At 67.2% G+C, this 18,554-nt stretch carries 15 protein-coding genes; 10 read left to right on the forward strand and 5 right to left on the reverse strand.

Going from position 1 to position 18,554, the window contains the following annotated elements; all coding sequences use genetic code 11:
- Nucleotides 1-5: 5 nt before the first annotated feature.
- The 4 genes from ACTHJ1_RS17070 to ACTHJ1_RS17085 all read left to right on the forward strand — a co-directional run bounded on the left by ACTHJ1_RS17070 (nt 6) and on the right by ACTHJ1_RS17085 (nt 5,199).
- Complete coding sequence (locus ACTHJ1_RS17070) at nt 6-857, forward strand: ABC transporter permease subunit (protein ID WP_440194859.1); 852 nt, start codon at nt 6-8, stop codon at nt 855-857.
- A gap of 1 nt (nt 858) precedes the next feature.
- Nucleotides 859-1,851 (forward strand): ABC transporter ATP-binding protein, encoded by a 993-nt coding sequence (locus ACTHJ1_RS17075; protein ID WP_440194861.1) that lies wholly within the window; start codon nt 859-861, stop codon nt 1,849-1,851.
- Nucleotides 1,848-2,852 carry a peptide ABC transporter ATP-binding protein gene (locus tag ACTHJ1_RS17080; RefSeq protein ID WP_440194864.1) on the forward strand — a complete coding sequence of 335 codons (1,005 nt, stop codon included), beginning with the start codon at nt 1,848-1,850 and terminating at the stop codon, nt 2,850-2,852. The genes ACTHJ1_RS17075 and ACTHJ1_RS17080 overlap by 4 nt, the downstream gene beginning before the upstream one ends.
- A 454-nt stretch (nt 2,853-3,306) precedes the next feature.
- Complete coding sequence (locus ACTHJ1_RS17085) at nt 3,307-5,199, forward strand: DEAD/DEAH box helicase (RefSeq protein ID WP_440194866.1); 1,893 nt, start codon at nt 3,307-3,309, stop codon at nt 5,197-5,199.
- Nucleotides 5,200-5,257: 58 nt separating this feature from the next.
- On the opposite strand, the gene ACTHJ1_RS17090 is transcribed toward ACTHJ1_RS17085, so the two are convergent.
- Genes ACTHJ1_RS17090 through ACTHJ1_RS17100 form a run of 3 tightly spaced genes read right to left on the reverse strand, consistent with a single transcriptional unit; the run spans nt 5,258 to nt 8,665 of the window.
- Entirely contained in the window at nt 5,258-6,265 is a 1,008-nt protein-coding gene (locus ACTHJ1_RS17090) for an alpha/beta hydrolase (RefSeq protein ID WP_440194869.1), read from the reverse strand.
- Nucleotides 6,266-6,293: 28 nt separating this feature from the next.
- A complete protein-coding gene (locus ACTHJ1_RS17095; protein WP_440194872.1) occupies nt 6,294-7,634 on the reverse strand; it encodes an MFS transporter in 1,341 nt (446 codons plus the stop codon).
- Entirely contained in the window at nt 7,619-8,665 is a 1,047-nt protein-coding gene (locus tag ACTHJ1_RS17100) for an alpha/beta hydrolase (protein WP_440194875.1), read from the reverse strand. The genes ACTHJ1_RS17095 and ACTHJ1_RS17100 overlap by 16 nt, the downstream gene beginning before the upstream one ends.
- A 184-nt stretch (nt 8,666-8,849) precedes the next feature.
- Between ACTHJ1_RS17100 and ACTHJ1_RS17105 the strand changes: the two genes are divergently transcribed.
- Entirely contained in the window at nt 8,850-9,752 is a 903-nt protein-coding gene (locus ACTHJ1_RS17105) for a LysR family transcriptional regulator (protein WP_440194878.1), read from the forward strand.
- 21 nt (nt 9,753-9,773) lie between these two features.
- Nucleotides 9,774-10,970, forward strand: coding sequence for a class I SAM-dependent methyltransferase (locus tag ACTHJ1_RS17110; RefSeq protein WP_440194881.1), 1,197 nt, complete (start codon nt 9,774-9,776; stop codon nt 10,968-10,970).
- A 29-nt stretch (nt 10,971-10,999) separates the two neighbouring features.
- Here the strand turns inward: ACTHJ1_RS17110 and ACTHJ1_RS17115 are convergent, their stop codons facing one another.
- Entirely contained in the window at nt 11,000-12,115 is a 1,116-nt protein-coding gene (locus ACTHJ1_RS17115; protein ID WP_440194884.1) for a CCA tRNA nucleotidyltransferase, read from the reverse strand.
- The gene (locus ACTHJ1_RS17120; protein ID WP_440194887.1) at nt 12,112-14,271 is read right to left on the reverse strand and encodes a transglycosylase SLT domain-containing protein; all 2,160 of its coding nucleotides are present in this window, start codon (nt 14,269-14,271) and stop codon (nt 12,112-12,114) included. Before ACTHJ1_RS17120 ends, ACTHJ1_RS17115 begins: the two co-directional genes overlap by 4 nt.
- Here ACTHJ1_RS17120 and ACTHJ1_RS17125 point away from each other — a divergent pair.
- The 4 genes from ACTHJ1_RS17125 to ACTHJ1_RS17140 all read left to right on the forward strand — a co-directional run bounded on the left by ACTHJ1_RS17125 (nt 14,245) and on the right by ACTHJ1_RS17140 (nt 18,545).
- Entirely contained in the window at nt 14,245-14,952 is a 708-nt protein-coding gene (locus tag ACTHJ1_RS17125; RefSeq protein ID WP_440194889.1) for a 5-formyltetrahydrofolate cyclo-ligase, read from the forward strand. The two genes, ACTHJ1_RS17120 and ACTHJ1_RS17125, sit on opposite strands and share 27 nt — an antisense overlap.
- A gap of 292 nt (nt 14,953-15,244) precedes the next feature.
- Nucleotides 15,245-16,675: a circularly permuted type 2 ATP-grasp protein gene (locus ACTHJ1_RS17130; protein ID WP_440194892.1), complete on the forward strand. Its 1,431-nt coding sequence runs from the start codon at nt 15,245-15,247 to the stop codon at nt 16,673-16,675.
- A gap of 78 nt (nt 16,676-16,753) precedes the next feature.
- Nucleotides 16,754-17,716 carry an alpha-E domain-containing protein gene (locus tag ACTHJ1_RS17135; protein WP_440194895.1) on the forward strand — a complete coding sequence of 321 codons (963 nt, stop codon included), beginning with the start codon at nt 16,754-16,756 and terminating at the stop codon, nt 17,714-17,716.
- Nucleotides 17,717-17,735: 19 nt separating this feature from the next.
- Nucleotides 17,736-18,545 carry a transglutaminase family protein gene (locus ACTHJ1_RS17140; RefSeq protein ID WP_440194898.1) on the forward strand — a complete coding sequence of 270 codons (810 nt, stop codon included), beginning with the start codon at nt 17,736-17,738 and terminating at the stop codon, nt 18,543-18,545.
- Nucleotides 18,546-18,554 lie beyond the last annotated feature (9 nt).

Below are 18,554 nucleotides of genomic sequence, written 5' to 3' on the forward strand. Positions count from 1 at the left end.
GCGCCATGAAAGAATTCTGGTCCAACTTTTCCCGCAACAAAGGCGCCGTGGCCGCCGGCGCCGTGGTGCTCGCACTGATCCTGACCGCGATCTTCGCGCCTCTGATCGTGCCGCACAATCCCATCGAGCAGTATCGCAATGCCGTGCAGGCTCCGCCCGCCTGGCTCGAGGGCGGCCACTGGACGTTTCTCCTGGGCACCGACGAAGCCGGCCGTGACATCCTCTCGCGCCTGATGTACGGCGCGCGCCTGTCGCTGTGGATCGGCTGCGTGTCGGTCGTCCTGGCGCTCGTCCCCGGCGTGGTGCTCGGCCTCATTTCGGCCTTCTTCAACTGGGCCGACACGCCCATCATGCGGCTGATGGACGTGCTGCTGGCGCTCCCGTCGCTGCTTCTGGCCGTAGCCGTGGTCGCCATCATCGGCCCGGGCCTGGTCAACACCATGTTCGCCATTGCCATCGTCGCCCTGCCCGGCTACGTGCGCCTGGCGCGCGGTTCGGCCCTGGGCGAACTGCAAAAAGAGTACGTCACCGCCTCGCGCGTGGCCGGCGCAGGCACCCTGCGCCTGATGTTCTCCCAGGTATTGCCCAACTGCGCCGCGCCGCTCATCGTGCAGGCCACGCTGGGCTTCTCCTCGGCGATTCTCGATGCCGCCGCGCTGGGCTTTCTGGGCCTGGGCGTGCAGCCGCCCGATGCCGAGTGGGGCACCATGCTCGCCTCGGCGCGCGACTATATCGACAGCGCCTGGTGGATCGTCACCATGCCGGGCCTGGCCATTCTCATCTCGGTGCTGGCGATCAATCTCCTGGGCGACGGGCTGCGCGACGCGCTCGATCCCAAGCTCAAGCGGATGGCCTGACATGACGACGAACAAAAATTTGCTGACCCTGCAGAACCTGGTGGTGGACTTCAACGGCCTGCCCGCGGTGGACGGCGTCAATCTGTCGGTCGCGCCGGGCGAGGTGCTGGGCATCGTGGGCGAATCGGGCTCGGGCAAGAGCGTGACGATGATGGCGCTGATGGGCCTGATCGACGCCCCGGGCAAGGTGAGCGCCGACTCGATCACTTTCGACGGACGCGACCTGCTCAACGCCACGGGCCGCGAGCGGCGCCGCATCGTGGGCAAGGACATCGCCATGGTGTTCCAGGACGCGCTCACCAGCCTCAATCCCAGCTATACCGTGGGCTACCAGATCAAAGAGGTGCTGCGCCTGCACGAAGGCCTGCGCGGCGCGGCCCTGCATGCGCGCGCCCTCGAACTGCTGGACCAGGTCGGGATTCCCGACGCCAGGAACCGCATCGAGAATTTCCCGCACCAGATGTCCGGCGGCATGAACCAGCGCGTGATGATCGCCATGGCGGTCGCGTGCAACCCCAAGCTCCTGATCGCCGACGAGCCGACCACCGCGCTGGACGTCACGATTCAGGCGCAAATCATGGAATTGCTCGTGCGCCTGCAAAAAGAGCGCGGCATGGCGCTGGTGCTCATCTCGCATGATCTGGCGGTAGTCTCGGAAGTCGCCCAGCGCGTGGCCGTGATGTACGCGGGCCAGATCATCGAGACCAATCGCGTGCCCGACATCTTCGCCGCCCCGCATCACCCGTACACCGAAGCGCTGCTGGCCGCGATTCCCGAGCACAACAAGGGCGCTCGACGACTGACCGCGCTGGCGGGCATGGTGCCCGGGCGCGAGGACCGCCCCACAGGCTGCCTCTTCGCGCCGCGCTGCAAGTACCGCACCGGCGAGTGCGACACGGCGCGACCGGCGCTCGGCTCCCTGTCCGGGCACCCCGACGCCACCCAGGTGCGCTGCATCCATCCGCTCAATCCGACTTACGCAGGTGCGCAATGAACGCTCCCCAACACGCACCCCAACATGCCGGCGGCGCACAGCCCGTCCTCCAGGCCGAAGGCCTGACCAAGCACTACACGGTCAGGCGCGGCCTGAGCGGCACCGGCACCGTCAAGGCGCTGAACGGCGTGTCGTTCGCGCTCGCGCGCGGCCGCACGCTGGCCGTGGTCGGCGAGTCCGGCTGCGGCAAGTCAACGCTGGCGCGCCAGCTCACCCTGATCGAACCGCCCACCGCCGGGCATTTGTCCGTCGACGGCCAGGACGTCGCCCACGCGGACAAGGCGCGCATCGCGGCGCTGCGCCGACGCGTGCAAATGGTGTTCCAGAACCCCTACGCGTCGCTCAACCCGCGCAAGACCGTGGCCCAGACCCTGGGCGAGCCGCTGGCCATCAACACGCCTCTCTCGGGCGCCGAGCGCGCCGAGCGCATCGCGCACATGATGAAGATCGTCGGCCTGCGCCCCGAGCACGCCCAGCGCTATCCGCACATGTTCTCCGGCGGCCAGCGCCAGCGCGTGGCGATCGCCCGCGCCATGATCCTGGATCCGCAGATCGTGGTGGCCGACGAGCCGGTGTCGGCGCTGGACGTCTCGATCCAGGCGCAGATCCTGAACCTGTTCATGGATCTGCAGGAGCAGTTCCACACCAGCTATGTCTTCATCTCGCACAACCTGGCGGTGGTCGAGCACGTGGCCGACGACGTGATGGTCATGTATCTGGGCGCGATCGCCGAGCTGGGCGACAAGCAATCGGTGATCGAGCGCCCGCGTCACCCCTACACCCGCGCGCTGCTCTCGGCCACGCCGGCGATCTTCGAAGCCGATCGGCATATCAAGATCAAGCTCGAGGGCGAGCTCCCCTCGCCGCTGAACCCGCCGTCGGGCTGCACGTTCCACCAACGCTGCCCCTATGCCGCCGAGCGCTGCCGCACCGAGGTGCCCCATCTGCGCCCGGTCGACGGCCGTCAGGTCGCCTGCCACCGCGCCGAAGAGGTGGTGTAGCGGCAACACCGCAAAACGCGGCAAAAAGGGCGGCGCGCCAGGAGTGCACCGCCCTTTTTCTTTAGGCATGACAAAATTTCGGGGTTAACCCTAGACAAAGGCCGAGCAGCCGGGTTATGATCTTGGCACTGCACTAAACCAGATTCGGCATATTTCCTCTGGGCCTCGCTTTGCAGCGCTGTTGTATTGAATAGGCCCGCCGCAGTCCGTCCCGTTACTTGGCCCCCCGCCTGGCATTGCAATACGCGCCAGGGCACTACCGGTCAAACCGGTCCGATGCCGAAGCTCATCGCTTCCTGACCTCTTTCCTGGCGTCTTGCGTTCGCCTTTTAGAACGCTGCCCGCGCATACGGTTGATTTGGTCGGCTCGATGCTCATCAACCGTCGCGGGACCGGCCCACCTTCTCTTGCCGTGCTCGCACACAATGCCGCCTGATCGCGGCAAGGGAAAGTCATGTCTTTCGCAGAACTGGGCCTCGCGCCCGAACTGATTTCGGCTCTCGATGAAGCCGGCATCCAAACCCCCACGTCCGTGCAGGCCCAGGCCATTCCGCTCGCCCTGCAAGGCAACGATCTGATGGTGTCGTCGCAGACCGGCAGCGGCAAGACCGCCGCCTTCATGCTGCCCGCGCTCAACCGCATGGCCAAGCACACCGGCAATGGCGGCGCCGGCGTACAGATGCTGGTGCTGGCCCCCACGCGCGAACTGGCCATGCAGGTGGCCGACGCCGCACAGGTCTATGGTTCCAAACTGCCCGGCCTGCGCGTGACGACCGTCGTCGGCGGCGTGCCCTACGGTGCGCAGATCAAGGCGCTTTCGCGCCGCGTCGACGTGCTGGTGGCCACGCCCGGCCGCCTCATCGATCACCTCAAGACCGGCCGCGTCAAACTCAATTCCGTGCACACCCTGGTGCTCGACGAAGCCGACCGCATGCTCGACATGGGCTTCATCGAAGATATCGAAGCCATCATCGAGCGCACGCCCGCCGACCGCCAGACCCTGCTGTTCTCGGCCACGCTGGACGGCACCGTGGCCAAGCTGGCGGAAAAGATGATGCGCGAACCGAAGCGCGTCGAGATCGCCGGCCGCCACGACAAGCACGCCAACATCACGCAGACGCTGCTCTACGCCGACGACTTCTCGCACAAGCTGCGTCTGCTCGATCACCTGCTGCGCGGCACCAATCTGGAACAGGCCATCATCTTCACCGCCACCAAGCGCGGCGCCGACGATCTGGCCGACAAACTGAGCGATGAAGGCTTTTCCGCCGTCGCCCTGCATGGCGACATGAACCAGCGCCAGCGCACCCGTACGCTTTCGCAGCTGCAGCGCGGCCAGGCCCGCGTGCTGGTGGCGACCGACGTGGCCGCCCGCGGCATCGACGTGCAAGGCATCAGCCACGCCATCAACTTCGACCTGCCCCTGCAAGCCGAGGACTACGTGCACCGCATCGGCCGCACCGGCCGCGCCGGCCGCGACGGCCTGGCCTACACGCTGGCCCTGCACGGCGAGCGCCACAAGGTGCGCCGCATCGAAAGCTACATCAGCCAGACCATCACGCCCGACACGATCGCCGGCCTCGAGCCCCAGCGCGCCGCGCGTCCCGAGCGTGCGCGCCACGGCAGCGGCAAGCCCGGCGGCAAGTTCCAGCACGACAAGCGCGCCGGCGGCTCCGACCGCGGTCCGCGCAAGTTCGAGGAGCGCCGTGAATTCGGCGGCGAGCGTCGCGAGTTCGGCGACCGTCCCCAGCGCGATGTCGGCGACCGCCCGCAGCGCAGCTTCGGCAACAAGCCCGCCGGCTTCAAGCCCCGCCGCGAAGGCGGCGATCGCCCCGCGTTCGGCGACCGCGCCCCCCGCGAAGGCGGCTTCGGCCAGCGCCGCGAATTCGGCGATCGCCCGCAACGCACGTTCGGCGACAAACCTGCTTTCGGCGACCGTCCTCAGCGCGCGTTCGGCGACAAGCCGGCCTACGAAAAGCGCCGTGAGTTCGGCGACCGCCCGCAGCGTGACTTTGGCGACCGTCCGCAACGCAGCTTCGGCGACAAGCCTGCCGGCTTCAAGCCCCGCCGCGAAGGCGGCGATCGTCCCGCGTTCGGCGACCGCGCGCCCCGCGAAGGCGGCTTCGGCCAACGCCGCGAATTCGGCGATCGCCCGCAGCGCACGTTCGGCGACAAGCCTGCTTTCGGCGACAAACCCGCTTTCGGTCAGCGCCGCGAATTCGGCGATCGTCCTCAGCGCGAATTCGGCGACCGTCCGCAACGCAGCGGTTTCGGCGACAAGCCGCGCAGCGGCAAGCCTTTCGAAAAGCGCACGGGCGCGCCCAAGCGTTTCGAGCGCCGCGACTAAGCCGCATTAGGCGCCAAGGCGGCCAGGGCTCGAGACGTTTCGAGCGCTGGCCGCTTTTTCATTCGGCGCGCCGTTTGTTGCTTCCGAACAGCGATTCAACGCCTTGCGCCGACGTGAACATACCCTCGCCGTCGTGCCCCACACCCTGGACGACGCACAGGCGATGGCGCAATCCCTCGGGGTGCCGCAGTTGCATGTAGCGCGCATAGGCCAGGCCGCGTTCGAGACGATGCGCGCCCTGCGCACGGGCCGCGCTGGACGTGTCCAACGCCGGATGCGCCGGATCGCAATCCGCGCTGCCCAATAGCATGGTCACGTCGCGGCGCGCATAAGCCTCTTCGAGTGTTTGCGCGCGGGGCGCCTGGCCTGCATAGGCGGGCAAACGCTCCAGGCCGTATTTCCAATCATTGAAACCCGGAAACCGGGCTGCGTCGCACCGCGCAAAGCCGCCGCGCGCCAGCGGACGCTGTCTATCGAAATACAGGTAGGAAGACGGATTGGCGACGACGTAGCGCATGTCCGGACCTCGCAGAGCCTTGTCGCCGCGCGCGACGACGGCGTAGCGCTGCACCACCTGCGCACCGCCGGAATGGCCGGCCAACACAATTGCCTCCAGTGCGGGAAACCGCTCTCGCCGCCCCAGCACATCGAGCAGGGCGTCGAGCACATCGAACGAACTGAGCGGCGCCGGACCCAGCGCCGCGTCGCCGCCCATCCAGCCGGTCCAGTCCCAATGCAGGGTATCCGGCGGCAGGCAATGCGCCGCCACGTCGGCGGCGGCAAGAAACTGCGGCGCGATCAGCACCGTATCGCGCCCCGCATCGCCCGCGGCATCGCGGGCCAGACCGGCGAGCCGGAAATACGCGTCGGCGTTGCGCAAGCGGCCGTGGATCATGATCACGGCGCGCCGGATTCGCAGATGCGGCGCATTCCAGCCGTCGCTCGCATAAAAAGGCGCGAGGCCGCGGCCCAGCGCCGTCTCGACGGCCAACCGGCCGGGCGCGACCTCGGCAACGGGCCGCTCGTTCGGCGCGCGCTCGTCGTTGCGCGGCAAGAAATCCGTCATGCGCCGCTCGGACGGTATACGTGCGCCCTCACCGTACGATCGCGGCGGCGCGCGGCACGGGATACGGGTCGCGGCCCGCTTTCGAGAAGAAGACCATGGCCAGCGACACGAAGCCCGCGAAGATCAGATAAAAAGCGGGCACATACGCATTGCCGGTCCAGTGCACGAGCGTGGAGTTCGTCAGAGGCGCGAGCCCGCCGAACAGGATGACTGCGGTGTTGTACGACAGGGCGACGCCGACCGAGCGGTTTCTCACGGGAAACAGCGTGGCGAGCATGCCCGGATGCGCGCCGGACATCGCCGCCAGAAATACCGTGGACACCATCTGCGCCATGAAAAGATGTGCAGGGGACGGCGACGAAATGACGAAATCGAACAGGGGATACGCGACCAGCATCCACAGAATGGTGATCGGATAGAACAGGCGGTACGCGCCGTAGCGGTCGCACAGCCAGCCGCCGAGCGGAAACAGCCCCAGGTTGAGCAGGCCGGAGACGAAGGCGCCGGCCAGCGCGACCGACAGCGGCAGGTGCAACTGCCGTTCGGCGTAGATGGGCAGATAGGAATGCCACACATAGTTGGTGGCCGCCCCGACGATGATCACGCCCATGGAGCACACCACCAGGGCCGTATTGTCGCGAAAGAATTCTTTCACCGTCTGGCGCGCCCGAGGCTTGCGCTGTTCGCGCAGCTGCATGAACTCGGGCGATTCGTCGACGCGGTGCCGTATGTAAAAGCCGACGGGGCCGGCCAGCGCGCCGATCAGGAAAGGCACGCGCCACCCCCAGGAAACAAGCTGGTCATGCGACAGATGCGTCGTCAGCAGCCAGCCCGTGCCCGAGGACAGCAGCAGCGCGAAGGCCTGCGACGACATATTGAAGCTGCCGTAAAACATCTTTTTCCCCGGCGGGGCGTATTCGACCAGCATCGCCGATGCCGTGGCGAACTGCCCGCCCACCGAGAGACCCTGCAGCACCCGCGACAGCACGACCAGCATCGGCGCGGCCACGCCTATGGCGGCGTAAGACGGCGTCAGCCCCATCAGCAGCGTGCTCGCGGCCATCGTGATGATCAGCAGGGAAAGCGCGCGACGCCTGCCGGTGTGGTCCGCGTAGATGCCGAAGAGAATGCCGCCTATCGGCCGTACGACGAAGCCGATGGCAAAGGCCGAGAGCGTCAGCACCAGGGCGATGAACGGCTTGTCCGTCGGAAAGAACACCTGCGCGATGATCTTCGAGAAATAGCCATAGACCAGGAAATCGAACCACTCCAGGCCGCTGCCGATGACGGACGACACGATCGCGCGGCGCACCATGCGCGCGCTGAGGGCCGGCGTGCCGGCTCCCGCCGGGTTCAAGGTTTCGTGCATGATTTCACTCCAAACGTGACCGCCAGCGCGCAAGGCGAGGTCAGCATGCGCGCGCCATCGTGCCCGACGCCGGGCACCACATGAAACTGCTGATTCAGGCCCTGCGGATGCCGCATCCGCAGGTAATGGAAATAGGCTTGTCCCCGTGCAAGGCGATTGCTGCCTTGCGCCTCGGCCGCACAACTGCGGTCCAGCGCGGCCTGTGCGGGATCGGTATCCAGGCCGCCGATCAAGTAGGTCACGCGGCGCTTTGCATAGCCGGCTTCGAGCTGCGCGGGGCTGCGGTCATTCAGATAGGGCGCACGAGCCTGCATGCCGTACTTCCATCTGTCGAACCCCGGACAGGTCGCCGCATCGAACGGCGCGAATCCGCCGGCCGCAGCCGGACGCCGGCCATCGAAATACGCATAGGAAGACGGATTGGCCACCACGTAGCCCACAGCAATGCCGGTTCGCGCGAGCGCCTGCACGCCGCGCGCGGCCACCGCGTAGCGCTGTACGACCTGCGCACCGCCCGAATGCCCGACGAAAACCACGGACTTCAAATGCGGAAAGAGGCGCCGGTCCGCCAGGCGCCGGGCGATGGCATCGAGCACGGCATAAGAGCTCAGTGCCGAGCTGTCCGCGGACGGTTCGCCGCCCATCCACGCATTGCCCTTCCAGCGCAGTACGTTATCCGGCAGCTTCAGCGCCCTGGCGTCGATCGTCGCGAGAAACTGCGGCGCGACCAGGAGCGTCGCGCCGGGATCGGCGCCCGCCGCGGCACGCGCCCGCTCGGCCGTGCGGTAATAGACGTCCGCGTTGCGCAGCTTGCCGTGTATCACGATCACGGCGCGCTCGATGCCCGGCCGAGGCACATTCCAGGCCGCCGATAGATAGAGCGGCGCCTGAACCACGCCGGCCGGCGTGGCGATCGACAGGCGATCGGGCGCGACCACGGCGACCGGACGCAGATGCGGGGCGTAGACGTGCGCGGCGCAGACCGCGCCGGTCGGCGCACCCGCCAGCAGCGCGGCGAAAAAAGCCGCCATCGCACAGCGCCAGATCGATCCCGCAAGTTGGGTCCGCGCGCCTTGCCCGCTCACCGTCGTCTCCTCGAATCGTTGTTTGACGCGATCGTAGGTGCGGCCATGGCAAATGTAAAATACTGGTTCTACCCACGATCCATATTCAATAAATATGGCAAATGCACATCTCACCCGGCAGCAATAACCCATGGAACTGCGTCATCTGCGTTATTTCCTGGTCGTCGCCGAAGAGGGGCAATTCACGCGCGCGGCCTCGCGGCTGGCCATGCAGCAGCCGCCGCTGTCGCAACAGATCCGCCTGCTCGAACAGGAACTGGGCTTCGATCTGTTCGAACGCCTGCCGCGCGGCGTCGTGTTGACCGAAGCGGGCAAAGCCTTCGCCCAGGATGCGCAGCGCATACTCGGCAGCCTGCAGCAATCGGCCGAGCAGGCTGCGCGCATCGCGCGCGGCGAACTCGGCGCCATCTTGATCGGGCTCACGAGCTCGGCGGGCTTCCATCCGCTCACCATGGAGCTGATCCGCGAATTCCGGCGGCAGCATCCCAATGTAGGCATCGACCTGACCGAACTGAACGCGGCCGAGGTCAACGAGCAGCTTCTGCAAGGGCACGTGCACCTGGCCTTTCTGCGCAAACCGGTGGCGCTGCCGCCCGAACTGTCGTTCCGGCTTCTGGATGAAGAGCCCATGGTCGCCGTGTTGCCCGAAGACCACCCGCTGCTGGCACGCAGGCGCGGCAAGCAGCCGCAAATCGATCTGCATGCGCTGGCGCATGAAGACTTCATCCTGGTGCGTCGCCCGGGTGCGCCAGGCATGTATGCGGACATCATCGCCGCCTGCCGCAAGGCGGGCTTCTCGCCCAATGTCGTGCGCGAAGTGCCGCGCATGTTCTCGGGCATCAATCTCGTGTCGGCGGGCCTGGGCGTGACCCTGGTGCCGGCCTCCATGCAGCAGCATCACTTGTCCGGCGTGGTCTACTGTCGCGTACGCGAGCCCAACGCCCTGGCGGCCCCGCTCACCCTGGGCTTTCCAACCGCGCTACATGGCGGAACGGCCGGCCGTTTCGTCGAATTCGTCAAGCAGCGCCGCTGAACCGCGACAGTCATCGAAGCCATGTATCCACAACGCACCCAGCCCGATTCCCTCCCTCCTCTGGACGCAGCCTCCGCAGCCCATAGCGCCCGGGTGGCGGCGCATCTTGCGCACGCCATCGGCCAGGCCGGCGGCTGGCTGCCCTTCGACCGCTGGATGGCCCAGGCCCTTTACGCACCCGGACTGGGCTACTACACGGCAGGCGCCGTCAAGCTGGCATCGCCGCGAGACGTCCAGGGCGAGGAACTGCCGGCCGGCGACTTCGTCACCGCGCCCGAGCTCACGCCGCTTTTCGCGCATACCCTGGCCCTGCAGGCCGCGCAGATTCTGCAAGACACCGCCACGCACACCGTGCTGGAATTCGGCGCCGGCAGCGGCGCTCTGGCCGCCGGCGTGCTCGAAGCGCTCGGCCGCCTCGGCCTGGACGTGCAATACCGCATCCTCGAAGTGTCTGCCGATCTGCGCCAGCGCCAGCAGCAGCGCCTTGCTGCCCACGGCGCGCGCGTGCAATGGCTCGACGCCTTGCCCGAGCGCTTCGAAGGCTGCGTGCTCGCCAATGAAGTGCTCGATGCCATGCCCGCCGCACTCTTCGCCTGGGACGAGCGCGGCCGCCTGATGGAGCGCGGCGTGGCGCTGGGCGACGACGGCGACTTTGCCTGGTCGGACAGGCCCGCGGGCGATGAACTCGCGCAAGCCGTCTCGGCCCGCATGCCCGCCCTGCCCGGCTATGCCTCCGAGATCAACCTGCAGGCCGAGGCCTGGGTGCGCGCCATGGGGCAATGGCTCGCGCGCGGCGCAGCGCTGCTCGTGGACTACGGTTTTCCTCGATCCGAGTACTACCATCCGCAGCGCCTGGGCGGCACGCTCATGTGCCATTTGCGCCACCACGCCCATGCCGATCCCTTCGCAGCCCCGGGCCTGCAGGACATCACCGCCCATGTCGATTTCACCGCCATGGCCGATGCCGCCCTGGCCGGCGGGCTGGATGTGCTGGGCTACACCTCGCAAGCGCGCTTTCTGATGAACGCCGGCCTGCTGCAGATCCTGGGCCGACAGGACGCCGGCGATGCGCAGGCCTATGCGCGGCTGGCCGCCCCCGTGCAAAAGCTGCTGTCCGAAGCCGAAATGGGCGAACTCTTCAAGGTGCTGGCGGTGGGGCGCGGCGTGCAGACGCCGCTGATCGGCTTCGCGCGCGGCGATCGGCGCGGCGGACTCTAGCGCCGGTCAACGTCAAAAGGCGTCGCTCATCACGCGGCCGGCGTTGCGCGCAGCGCATTCAGCCGAGCATCGCGCAACGCCGGCTTGATACGCGCGGGATCCCCCGCGCAAGCCTGCGCGATGGCGCCGGCATCGATGCCGCGCACGGCATCCACCCAGCGCCGCCAAGCGGCCAGCGCCACCGGCGCGCCGGTCACCTCGGCCGCCTGCAGCAGCGCCATGAACCGCTCGGGCTTGCGCAAGGCGTCGCACTGTTCGATAGCCGCCAGGCGGCCCGACGCATCCACGGCGCCGGGCAGAACGCTCAGCAGCACCGGCAGCAGCCTCGCGTGATCCGCGCAATCGGCCGGCACGCGCAGGCGCTTGCCCAAGGCCTCGCGCCGATCGCACTCGCGGCACAACAAGGCATAGCGCACGGGCAAGGGCAATTCTTCGGCTGCGGCGCGATCCACCTGCGCGCCGACTCGATCCACCGCCTGCAGCTCGGGCATGATCCGCGCCAATGCGCCCGACTGCGCCAGCATATCGAGCATGCGCGACGGCTTGGCCGACATCAGGCCGCGCGACACCTCTTTCCACACCCGTTCGGGCACCAGGGCATCGGCCTCGCCCGCCTCGACCATGCGGCGGCACAAGGCCAGGGTCTCGCCGGCGACGGAAAAATCGGCGAAACGCGCCATGAAACGCGCCAGCCGCAGAATGCGGACCGGATCCTCGACAAAGGCCTCGCCCACATGGCGCAGCACGCGAGCCTGCAGATCGGCCTGGCCGCGCAGCGGGTCGACCAGCGCGCCGTCGGGCGCGCGCGCCATGGCGTTGATGGTCAAATCGCGACGGCGCAGGTCCTGCTCCAGGGTGACGTCGGCGCCCGTGTAGAAAGTGAACCCTTGATATCCGCGCCCCGATTTGCGCTCGGTGCGCGCCAGCGCGTATTCCTCTTTGGTGACGGGATGCAGAAACACGGGAAAATCGCCGCCCACCGGCACGAAGCCGCGCCGCGACAGGTCTTCGGGCGTCGCGCCCACCACGACCCAGTCGCGATCGCCGGCAGGCAGGCCCAGCAGCTCGTCGCGCACGGCGCCGCCCACGACATAGACCTCCAGGCCCGCCGTGGCCGGATCGCGGGAAAGATCGGCGCCGCTCATCGCGAATCCGACTTGGCCAGCACCTGCAGCGGTTCGATCCGACCCAAACGCGCCGTGAGCGACTGCGGCCGGCCGGTAAAGAGCAACGCGTAATACGTGGTATTGGCCATGACCTTCTGCACGTAGTCGCGCGTTTCGTTGAAGGGAATGGTCTCGGCGAAGATGGCCCCCTCGACCGGATGGGTCAGGGCGGCAAGCCAGTTGCGTGGCCGACCCGGGCCGGCGTTGTAGCCGGCCGAGGCCAGCAGCTCGGAACCGTCCAGCTTTTGCAGCACCATGTTCAGGTATTGCGTGCCCAGTTCGGTGTTCACGTCGAAATCGTGCACGCTGGACGGATTGAAACCGGCCATGCCGATTTTTTTGGCGACCCACCGGGCCGTGGCCGGCATGATCTGCATCAGGCCGGCCGCGCCCACATGCGAGCGCGCATCCGTCACGAACCGCGACTCCTGGCGGATCAGGCCGTAGACCCAGGCCGGGTCCAGCGAAATCGCCAGGGCCTTGGCGGCCACCTTGCCGTCGAAGGGCGCGACATAGCGCTGCGTGAAATCGAACTGGTCCTGGGTGAGGTCGGACGTGTTGACCACTCGGTCGTAGATGCCCTCGGCGCGCGCCAGCTCGGCCGCAGCCAGCAACTGGCGGTCGTTCATATTGCGCAGCGCGTAGTTCCATTCCGGCACGGCCTCGGCGCGCCAGCCCAGGCGAAACAGCTGCACGGCGCGTACCAGGCCGGGATCGCGGCGCGCCTGCGCCATTTCGTCGGCAGTTACCGGCGCCGCTTCGGGCGGCAGCGTGATGGCGCGGCCCAACGCTTCGGCAGCGAGCTGGCCGTAGAAACCGAACCGGCCGGCGATGCTGGCGTAGCCCTGCTTGGCGGCCTCGGCCTGGCCCAGCGCGGCCAGGCCGCGGGCTCTCCAATACACCCAGTTGGGCTGGGCGCGCTGCTCGGGCGGCATCTGGTCTATGCAATCGACCACCCACTTCCAATCGACGGCAGCGGCGCGCAGCGCGCTGCGTACGCGCCAGGCCTGGCCCTCTTCGGTCAGGGACACGTTGCCCAATTCGCGATACCACCGGTCGGCGCGGTCGTCCTGCGCATAAGCGGCCGTCAGGGCATATTGGCTGCGCACCCAGGCCACTTCGTTCTTGGCCATATAGGGTTGCCACTGTGTACGGAAATAGTCGTCGGCCACGTCCAGGTTCTGGCGTCCGAGCCGCGCCAGCGCGATCGAAACCAGCGCCTTCTCGTTGCGGCCCACCACCGATTTGCTTCGATGCGCGAGCCACTTCATGGGATCTTTGAGCAGCACGTCCAGGGTTTTGACGTCCTGCGGCACGAAGATATACCCGGCCAGGCGCCTGGCCTCGGCAATGCGGTTGTCCTCGATGGCCTCGCGCACTTGCGGCATGATCTGGTCCCAGCCCAGCACGCGGTCGGCCACCAGCTGGTCGTAAAGCTGCCAGCAGCTATGCACGGGCCGAAAGATCGCCAGCGCCTGCGCAGCCGTGGCGCGCTGGCCCGTCATGTGCTGGGCGTCGAGCCGGGCGCAAGCCACGGCCATGCTGGGCTTGACCGGTTCGCCCAGGCTCATCACGGTCTGGAAGTCGCCGCGCGCATCGGCATCCAGAATCAGATCCGCGCGCATGCGGTTGGCCAGGTAGGTATCGGGGTAGGCCTGCATGAACCGGCGCGCATCGTCGAACGCATTCGATCCGGGCTGCGGATACGCCAGGCGATAGGTCAGGAGCCAATACCTGGCATACATGCCCAGCGGATCGCTGCCTGCCTGCGCCGCCGCGGCCTGCAGCAGGTTGGGCCATTGCGGGCTGCCTTTGCCGTCGTGCGCGGCGACCAGTGCCTCGCGGGCGGGGGTATCGGGTGAAGGCGGCAGGCCGGCCTGCATGGGAGGCGGCTGAATCGCGGCGCGAAAGATCTGCGGCGTGCCCAGCGAGGCGGCGGTCGCCGCCGCGGCGGGGCGGATCTGGGCCGGTTCGGGCGCCGCGGCGCTCTGCTGGGCATCGACCGACGCGCAGGAAGAGAGGAACACGGCCAGCAGCGGCAACCAGGGGCGCGCAAAGCGGGCAACCGGTGTCCAAGAGGCCCGGACCTGCGAAGCGGATTTCTGATAATGTGCCGTTTCGAGATCCTGCTGCATCGCCCTTCCTTGAAAAATTCCGGACAGAATACCGCAGCCGAGCTGCGTGCGCGATTGAAAGAAACGCGTGCTTCGCTGCCTAGTTCCGCGCGTGAGCGCGGCGCCCTGCTGATGCGCGCGCGACTGTTCACGTGGCTCAATACGGCCCGCGATGCGCTGGCCCCGTCGGGCCGCAATCTCGCCAGCGTAGCCGCTTTCTGGCCCCTGGCCGACGAGCCCGATCTGCGTCCGCTGCTGGAACAATGGACGGACGACTCCGTGCAGGTCTGCCTGCCTTGCGTGAAGGGCCCGGGCCAGCCCCTGGCGTTTCGCGCCTGGACGCCCGACGCCCCCATGTCCGTCGGCGCGTATGGCATCGCCGAGCCTGCCGAAGGCCCCGACTGCCAGCCCGACGTGATCCTGGTTCCCACGCTGGGCTACACCGATCGCGCCGATCGTCTGGGTTATGGCGGCGGTTACTACGACCGCACGCTGGCCGCCCTGGAGCAGGCGGGCCGTGACTGCATCGCCATCGGCATCGCCTGGAGCGAATGCCGGCTGCCCGACGATTACGAACCGGCCTCGTACGACCGGCGCCTGCACGCCGTCCTCACCCCCGAGGGCTGGGTGCCGCGCGCGCCGCTCGAGACGGGCCCCGCCGCGGGCAAGTCGCGCATCATGCGATTCATCTTCGGCGGCTGATCCGCGCAGGCACCATTGCGGTGCTGCGATGCCTCGATTCAAGGCATCCGTTTCCATTTCTTCATGAAAACCCACGCCCAGGCGCCCAAACCGCGCACGGGTGCGCTCCTGCGCCTGGCACGGCGCTTGCTCTCCTCATAGGTATAAGCCCTGTTTGACGCACGTTCCCAGGCCGCTCAAGCTGCCTGGAGGGAAGGGCTCTCATGCCGGACTTCTGGCTCATCGCACCCCGAAGAAGCGTTTTTCTTCAGGGCGTCCGGCGGCAAAAGTGCGCATAGAAAAAGGAGGACCCATGTCTGACGCATCACCCCGTCCCGCGGCCTACGACGAGATGTACGACGCTCAAGGCCAAGTGCGCCCGCAGTACAGGGCCTATGCGGCATGGCTGCAAAACCAGCCGTCCGACGCCATGGCGGCCAGGCAGATCGAAGCCGATCTGAGCTTTCGCCGGGTCGGCATCACTTTTTCGGTGGCCGGCGACGCGGCCGGCACCGAACGGCTCATTCCGTTCGATCTCATCCCCCGCATCATCCCCGCCGACGAATGGCGGCGCCTGGAAAGCGGCCTGACTCAGCGCGTACGTGCGCTGAACATGTTCATCCACGACATCTATCATGGGCACGACATCGTGCGCGCCGGCATCATTCCGGCCGAGCATGTGTTCCTGAACTCCCAGTATCGCCCCGAGATGCAGGACATCGACGTGGCCGAGAACATCTACAGCCATATCGCCGGCATCGATCTCGTGCGCGCCGGCCAGGGCGAGTTCTACGTGCTGGAAGACAATCTGCGCGTACCCTCGGGCGTGTCGTACATGCTCGAAGACCGCAAGATGTCCATGCGGCTCATGCCCGACGTCTTCTCGAAGATCAAGGTCGCGCCCGTGGCGCACTACCCCGACCTGCTGCTGGACAATCTGCGCGAGGTCGCCCCGCGCAGCATCGACGATCCGACGGTGGTGGTGATGACGCCGGGCATGTACAACTCGGCGTATTTCGAACACGCTTTCCTGGCTCAGCAGATGGGCGTGGAGCTGGTCGAGGGCCAGGACCTTTTCGTCGAGAACAACACGGTCTACATGCGCACCACGCATGGCCCCAAGCGGGTCGACGTGATCTATCGCCGCGTCGACGACGATTTTCTCGATCCGCTGTCCTTCCGGGCCGATTCCGCCCTGGGCGTGCCGGGGCTGCTGTCGGACTACCGCGCCGGGCGCGTCACGCTGGCCAACGCCATCGGCACCGGCATCGCCGACGACAAGGCCACCTATCTGTACGTGCCCGACATGATCAGGTTCTATCTGTCGGAAGAGCCCATCCTGTCCAACGTGCCCACCTGGCAGTGCGCCAAAGCCGACGAACTCTCGCACGTGCTGGCCAATCTGTCCGAGCTGGTCGTCAAGGAAGTGCACGGCGCCGGGGGCTACGGCATGCTGGTCGGCCCGACCTCGAGCAAAGCGCAGATCGCCGGCTTCAAGGAGCGCCTGCAGGCCAACCCGACGAACTACATCGCCCAGCCCACGCTGGCCTTGTCCACCGTGCCTACTTTCGTGCAGTCCGGCGTGGCGCCGCGCCATGTCGATCTGCGCCCCTATGTGCTGTGCGGCAAGGACATCCGCACCGTGCCCGGCGGCCTGTGCCGCGTGGCGCTGACCGAAGGCTCGCTCGTGGTCAACAGCAGCCAGGGCGGCGGCACCAAAGATACCTGGGTTTTGGAGGAGTGAAATGACCCCCACGTTCACTACGTTCACTGCCCCCCAAGGGGGCGTCAGCCTCCTGCAGGCGACCGCGCGGAGGCCGATATGCTGAGCCGCACCGCAGACAATCTTTTCTGGATGACCCGGCACATCGAGCGCGCCGACAACACCTCGCGCATGCTCAACGTCAATCTGCAGATGGCGCTGCTGCCGCAGGACGCGCATGCGCTGGAAAGCTCCTGGCGCGCCGTGCTGCGCATCTCCGAACTTCAGGGCGGCTACGCGGCGCGCTATCCCGCCATCACGCCCCACGACGTCATGCACTACATGGTGCGCGACGCCGACAACCCGTCCTCCATCTACTCGTGCCTGCGCGCCGCGCGCGAAAACGCCCGAGCCGTGCGCGGCAGCCTCACCACCGAGGTCTGGGAAACCTACAACAGCACATGGCTGGGCCTGCTCAAGCACCTGGAAAGCGGCCTGCCGGAGCGCAATCCCGTCGAATTCTTCGACTGGGTGAAATTCCGCTCGCACCTGGCACGCGGCGTCACGCTCGCCACCATGCAGATCGACGACGAGCTGTATTTCATGCGCCTGGGCCTCAATCTGGAACGCGCCGACAACACCGCACGCATGCTCGATGTGAAGTTTCACGAACGCGACGACGACATTCCCGCCGAGCGCAACGTCGAGACCAACACCTACAGCGAGTTCTATCGCTGGTCGGCGCTGCTGTCGGCGCTGGCCGGACTGGAAATCTACCGCAAGATCTACCGCGACGTGATCGCGCCCGACCGCGTGGCCGAACTGCTGATCCTGCGCGACGACATGCCGCGCTCGCTGCTGAACTCGGTAAAGATCCTGTCCCAGACGCTGAACATCGTCGCCGGCGATCGCTCGGCCGAGACCGTGCGGCGCACCGGCATGATGCGCGCCGAGCTCGAATACGGCCGCATCGAAGACATCATGCGCGGCGGCCTGCACCGCTTTCTCGAACGCTTTCTGGCTCGCATCAACGACCTGGGCACCCGCATCGGCCAGGACTTCCTGATGTCGGTATCGAACTGAGCCCCATGAAGGAATCGTCATGAAGCATCTCATCAAACACGTCACGCGATACCAGTACAGCACGCCGGCGAGCTATACCATCCAGACGCTGCGCCTGACGCCGCGCGCCGACGACCACCAGCGCGCCCTGCGCTGGCAGATCACCGCCCCCGGCCCGCTCACCGAGCAGGTCGACGCCTACGGCAACATCACGCATACGCTCACGGTCACGCAGCCGCACAGCGAAATCGAGATCCGCGTCACCGGCCAGATCGAAATCGACCCTCTCGCGCAGGGCGTCGTGCGCGGCGACGACAGCCATCTGCCGCTGCAGGCCTATTGCGTGCCCACGCCGCTTACGCAGTGCGACGACAACATCCGCCAGCTCGGCGCGGCGGCCGCGCCCGGCGGCATCAGAACGCCGCACGACCTGCTGGCCCTGGCCGGCGCCATCTGCGACCGCGTGACCTACGAACCCGGCTATACCGACGTCACCACCGCGGCCAGCCAGGTGCTCGCGCTGGGCCACGGCGTCTGCCAGGACCACACGCATCTGTTCCTGGCCTGCGTGCGCGGCATGAACATGCCGGCCCGCTACGTCAGCGGCTACCACTATGCCAACGTCGAGGACGACGTGGCCTCCAGTCATGCCTGGGCCGATGTCTGGCTGCCCGATCACGGCTGGGTCAGCGTGGACATCACCAACCGCATGCTCGCCTCCGACGGCCATTGCCGGCTGGCGGCGGCGCGCGACTACGATTCGGCCTCTCCCGTGCGCGGCGTGCGCACCGGCGGCGGCGAAGAATCCATGACCATCACTGTGCAAGTGCAACGCGCCAGGCAGCAATAGGAGAGTCAC

This window comes from Bordetella sp., from assembly GCF_051960075.1.
Taxonomy (GTDB): domain Bacteria; phylum Pseudomonadota; class Gammaproteobacteria; order Burkholderiales; family Burkholderiaceae_B; genus Bordetella.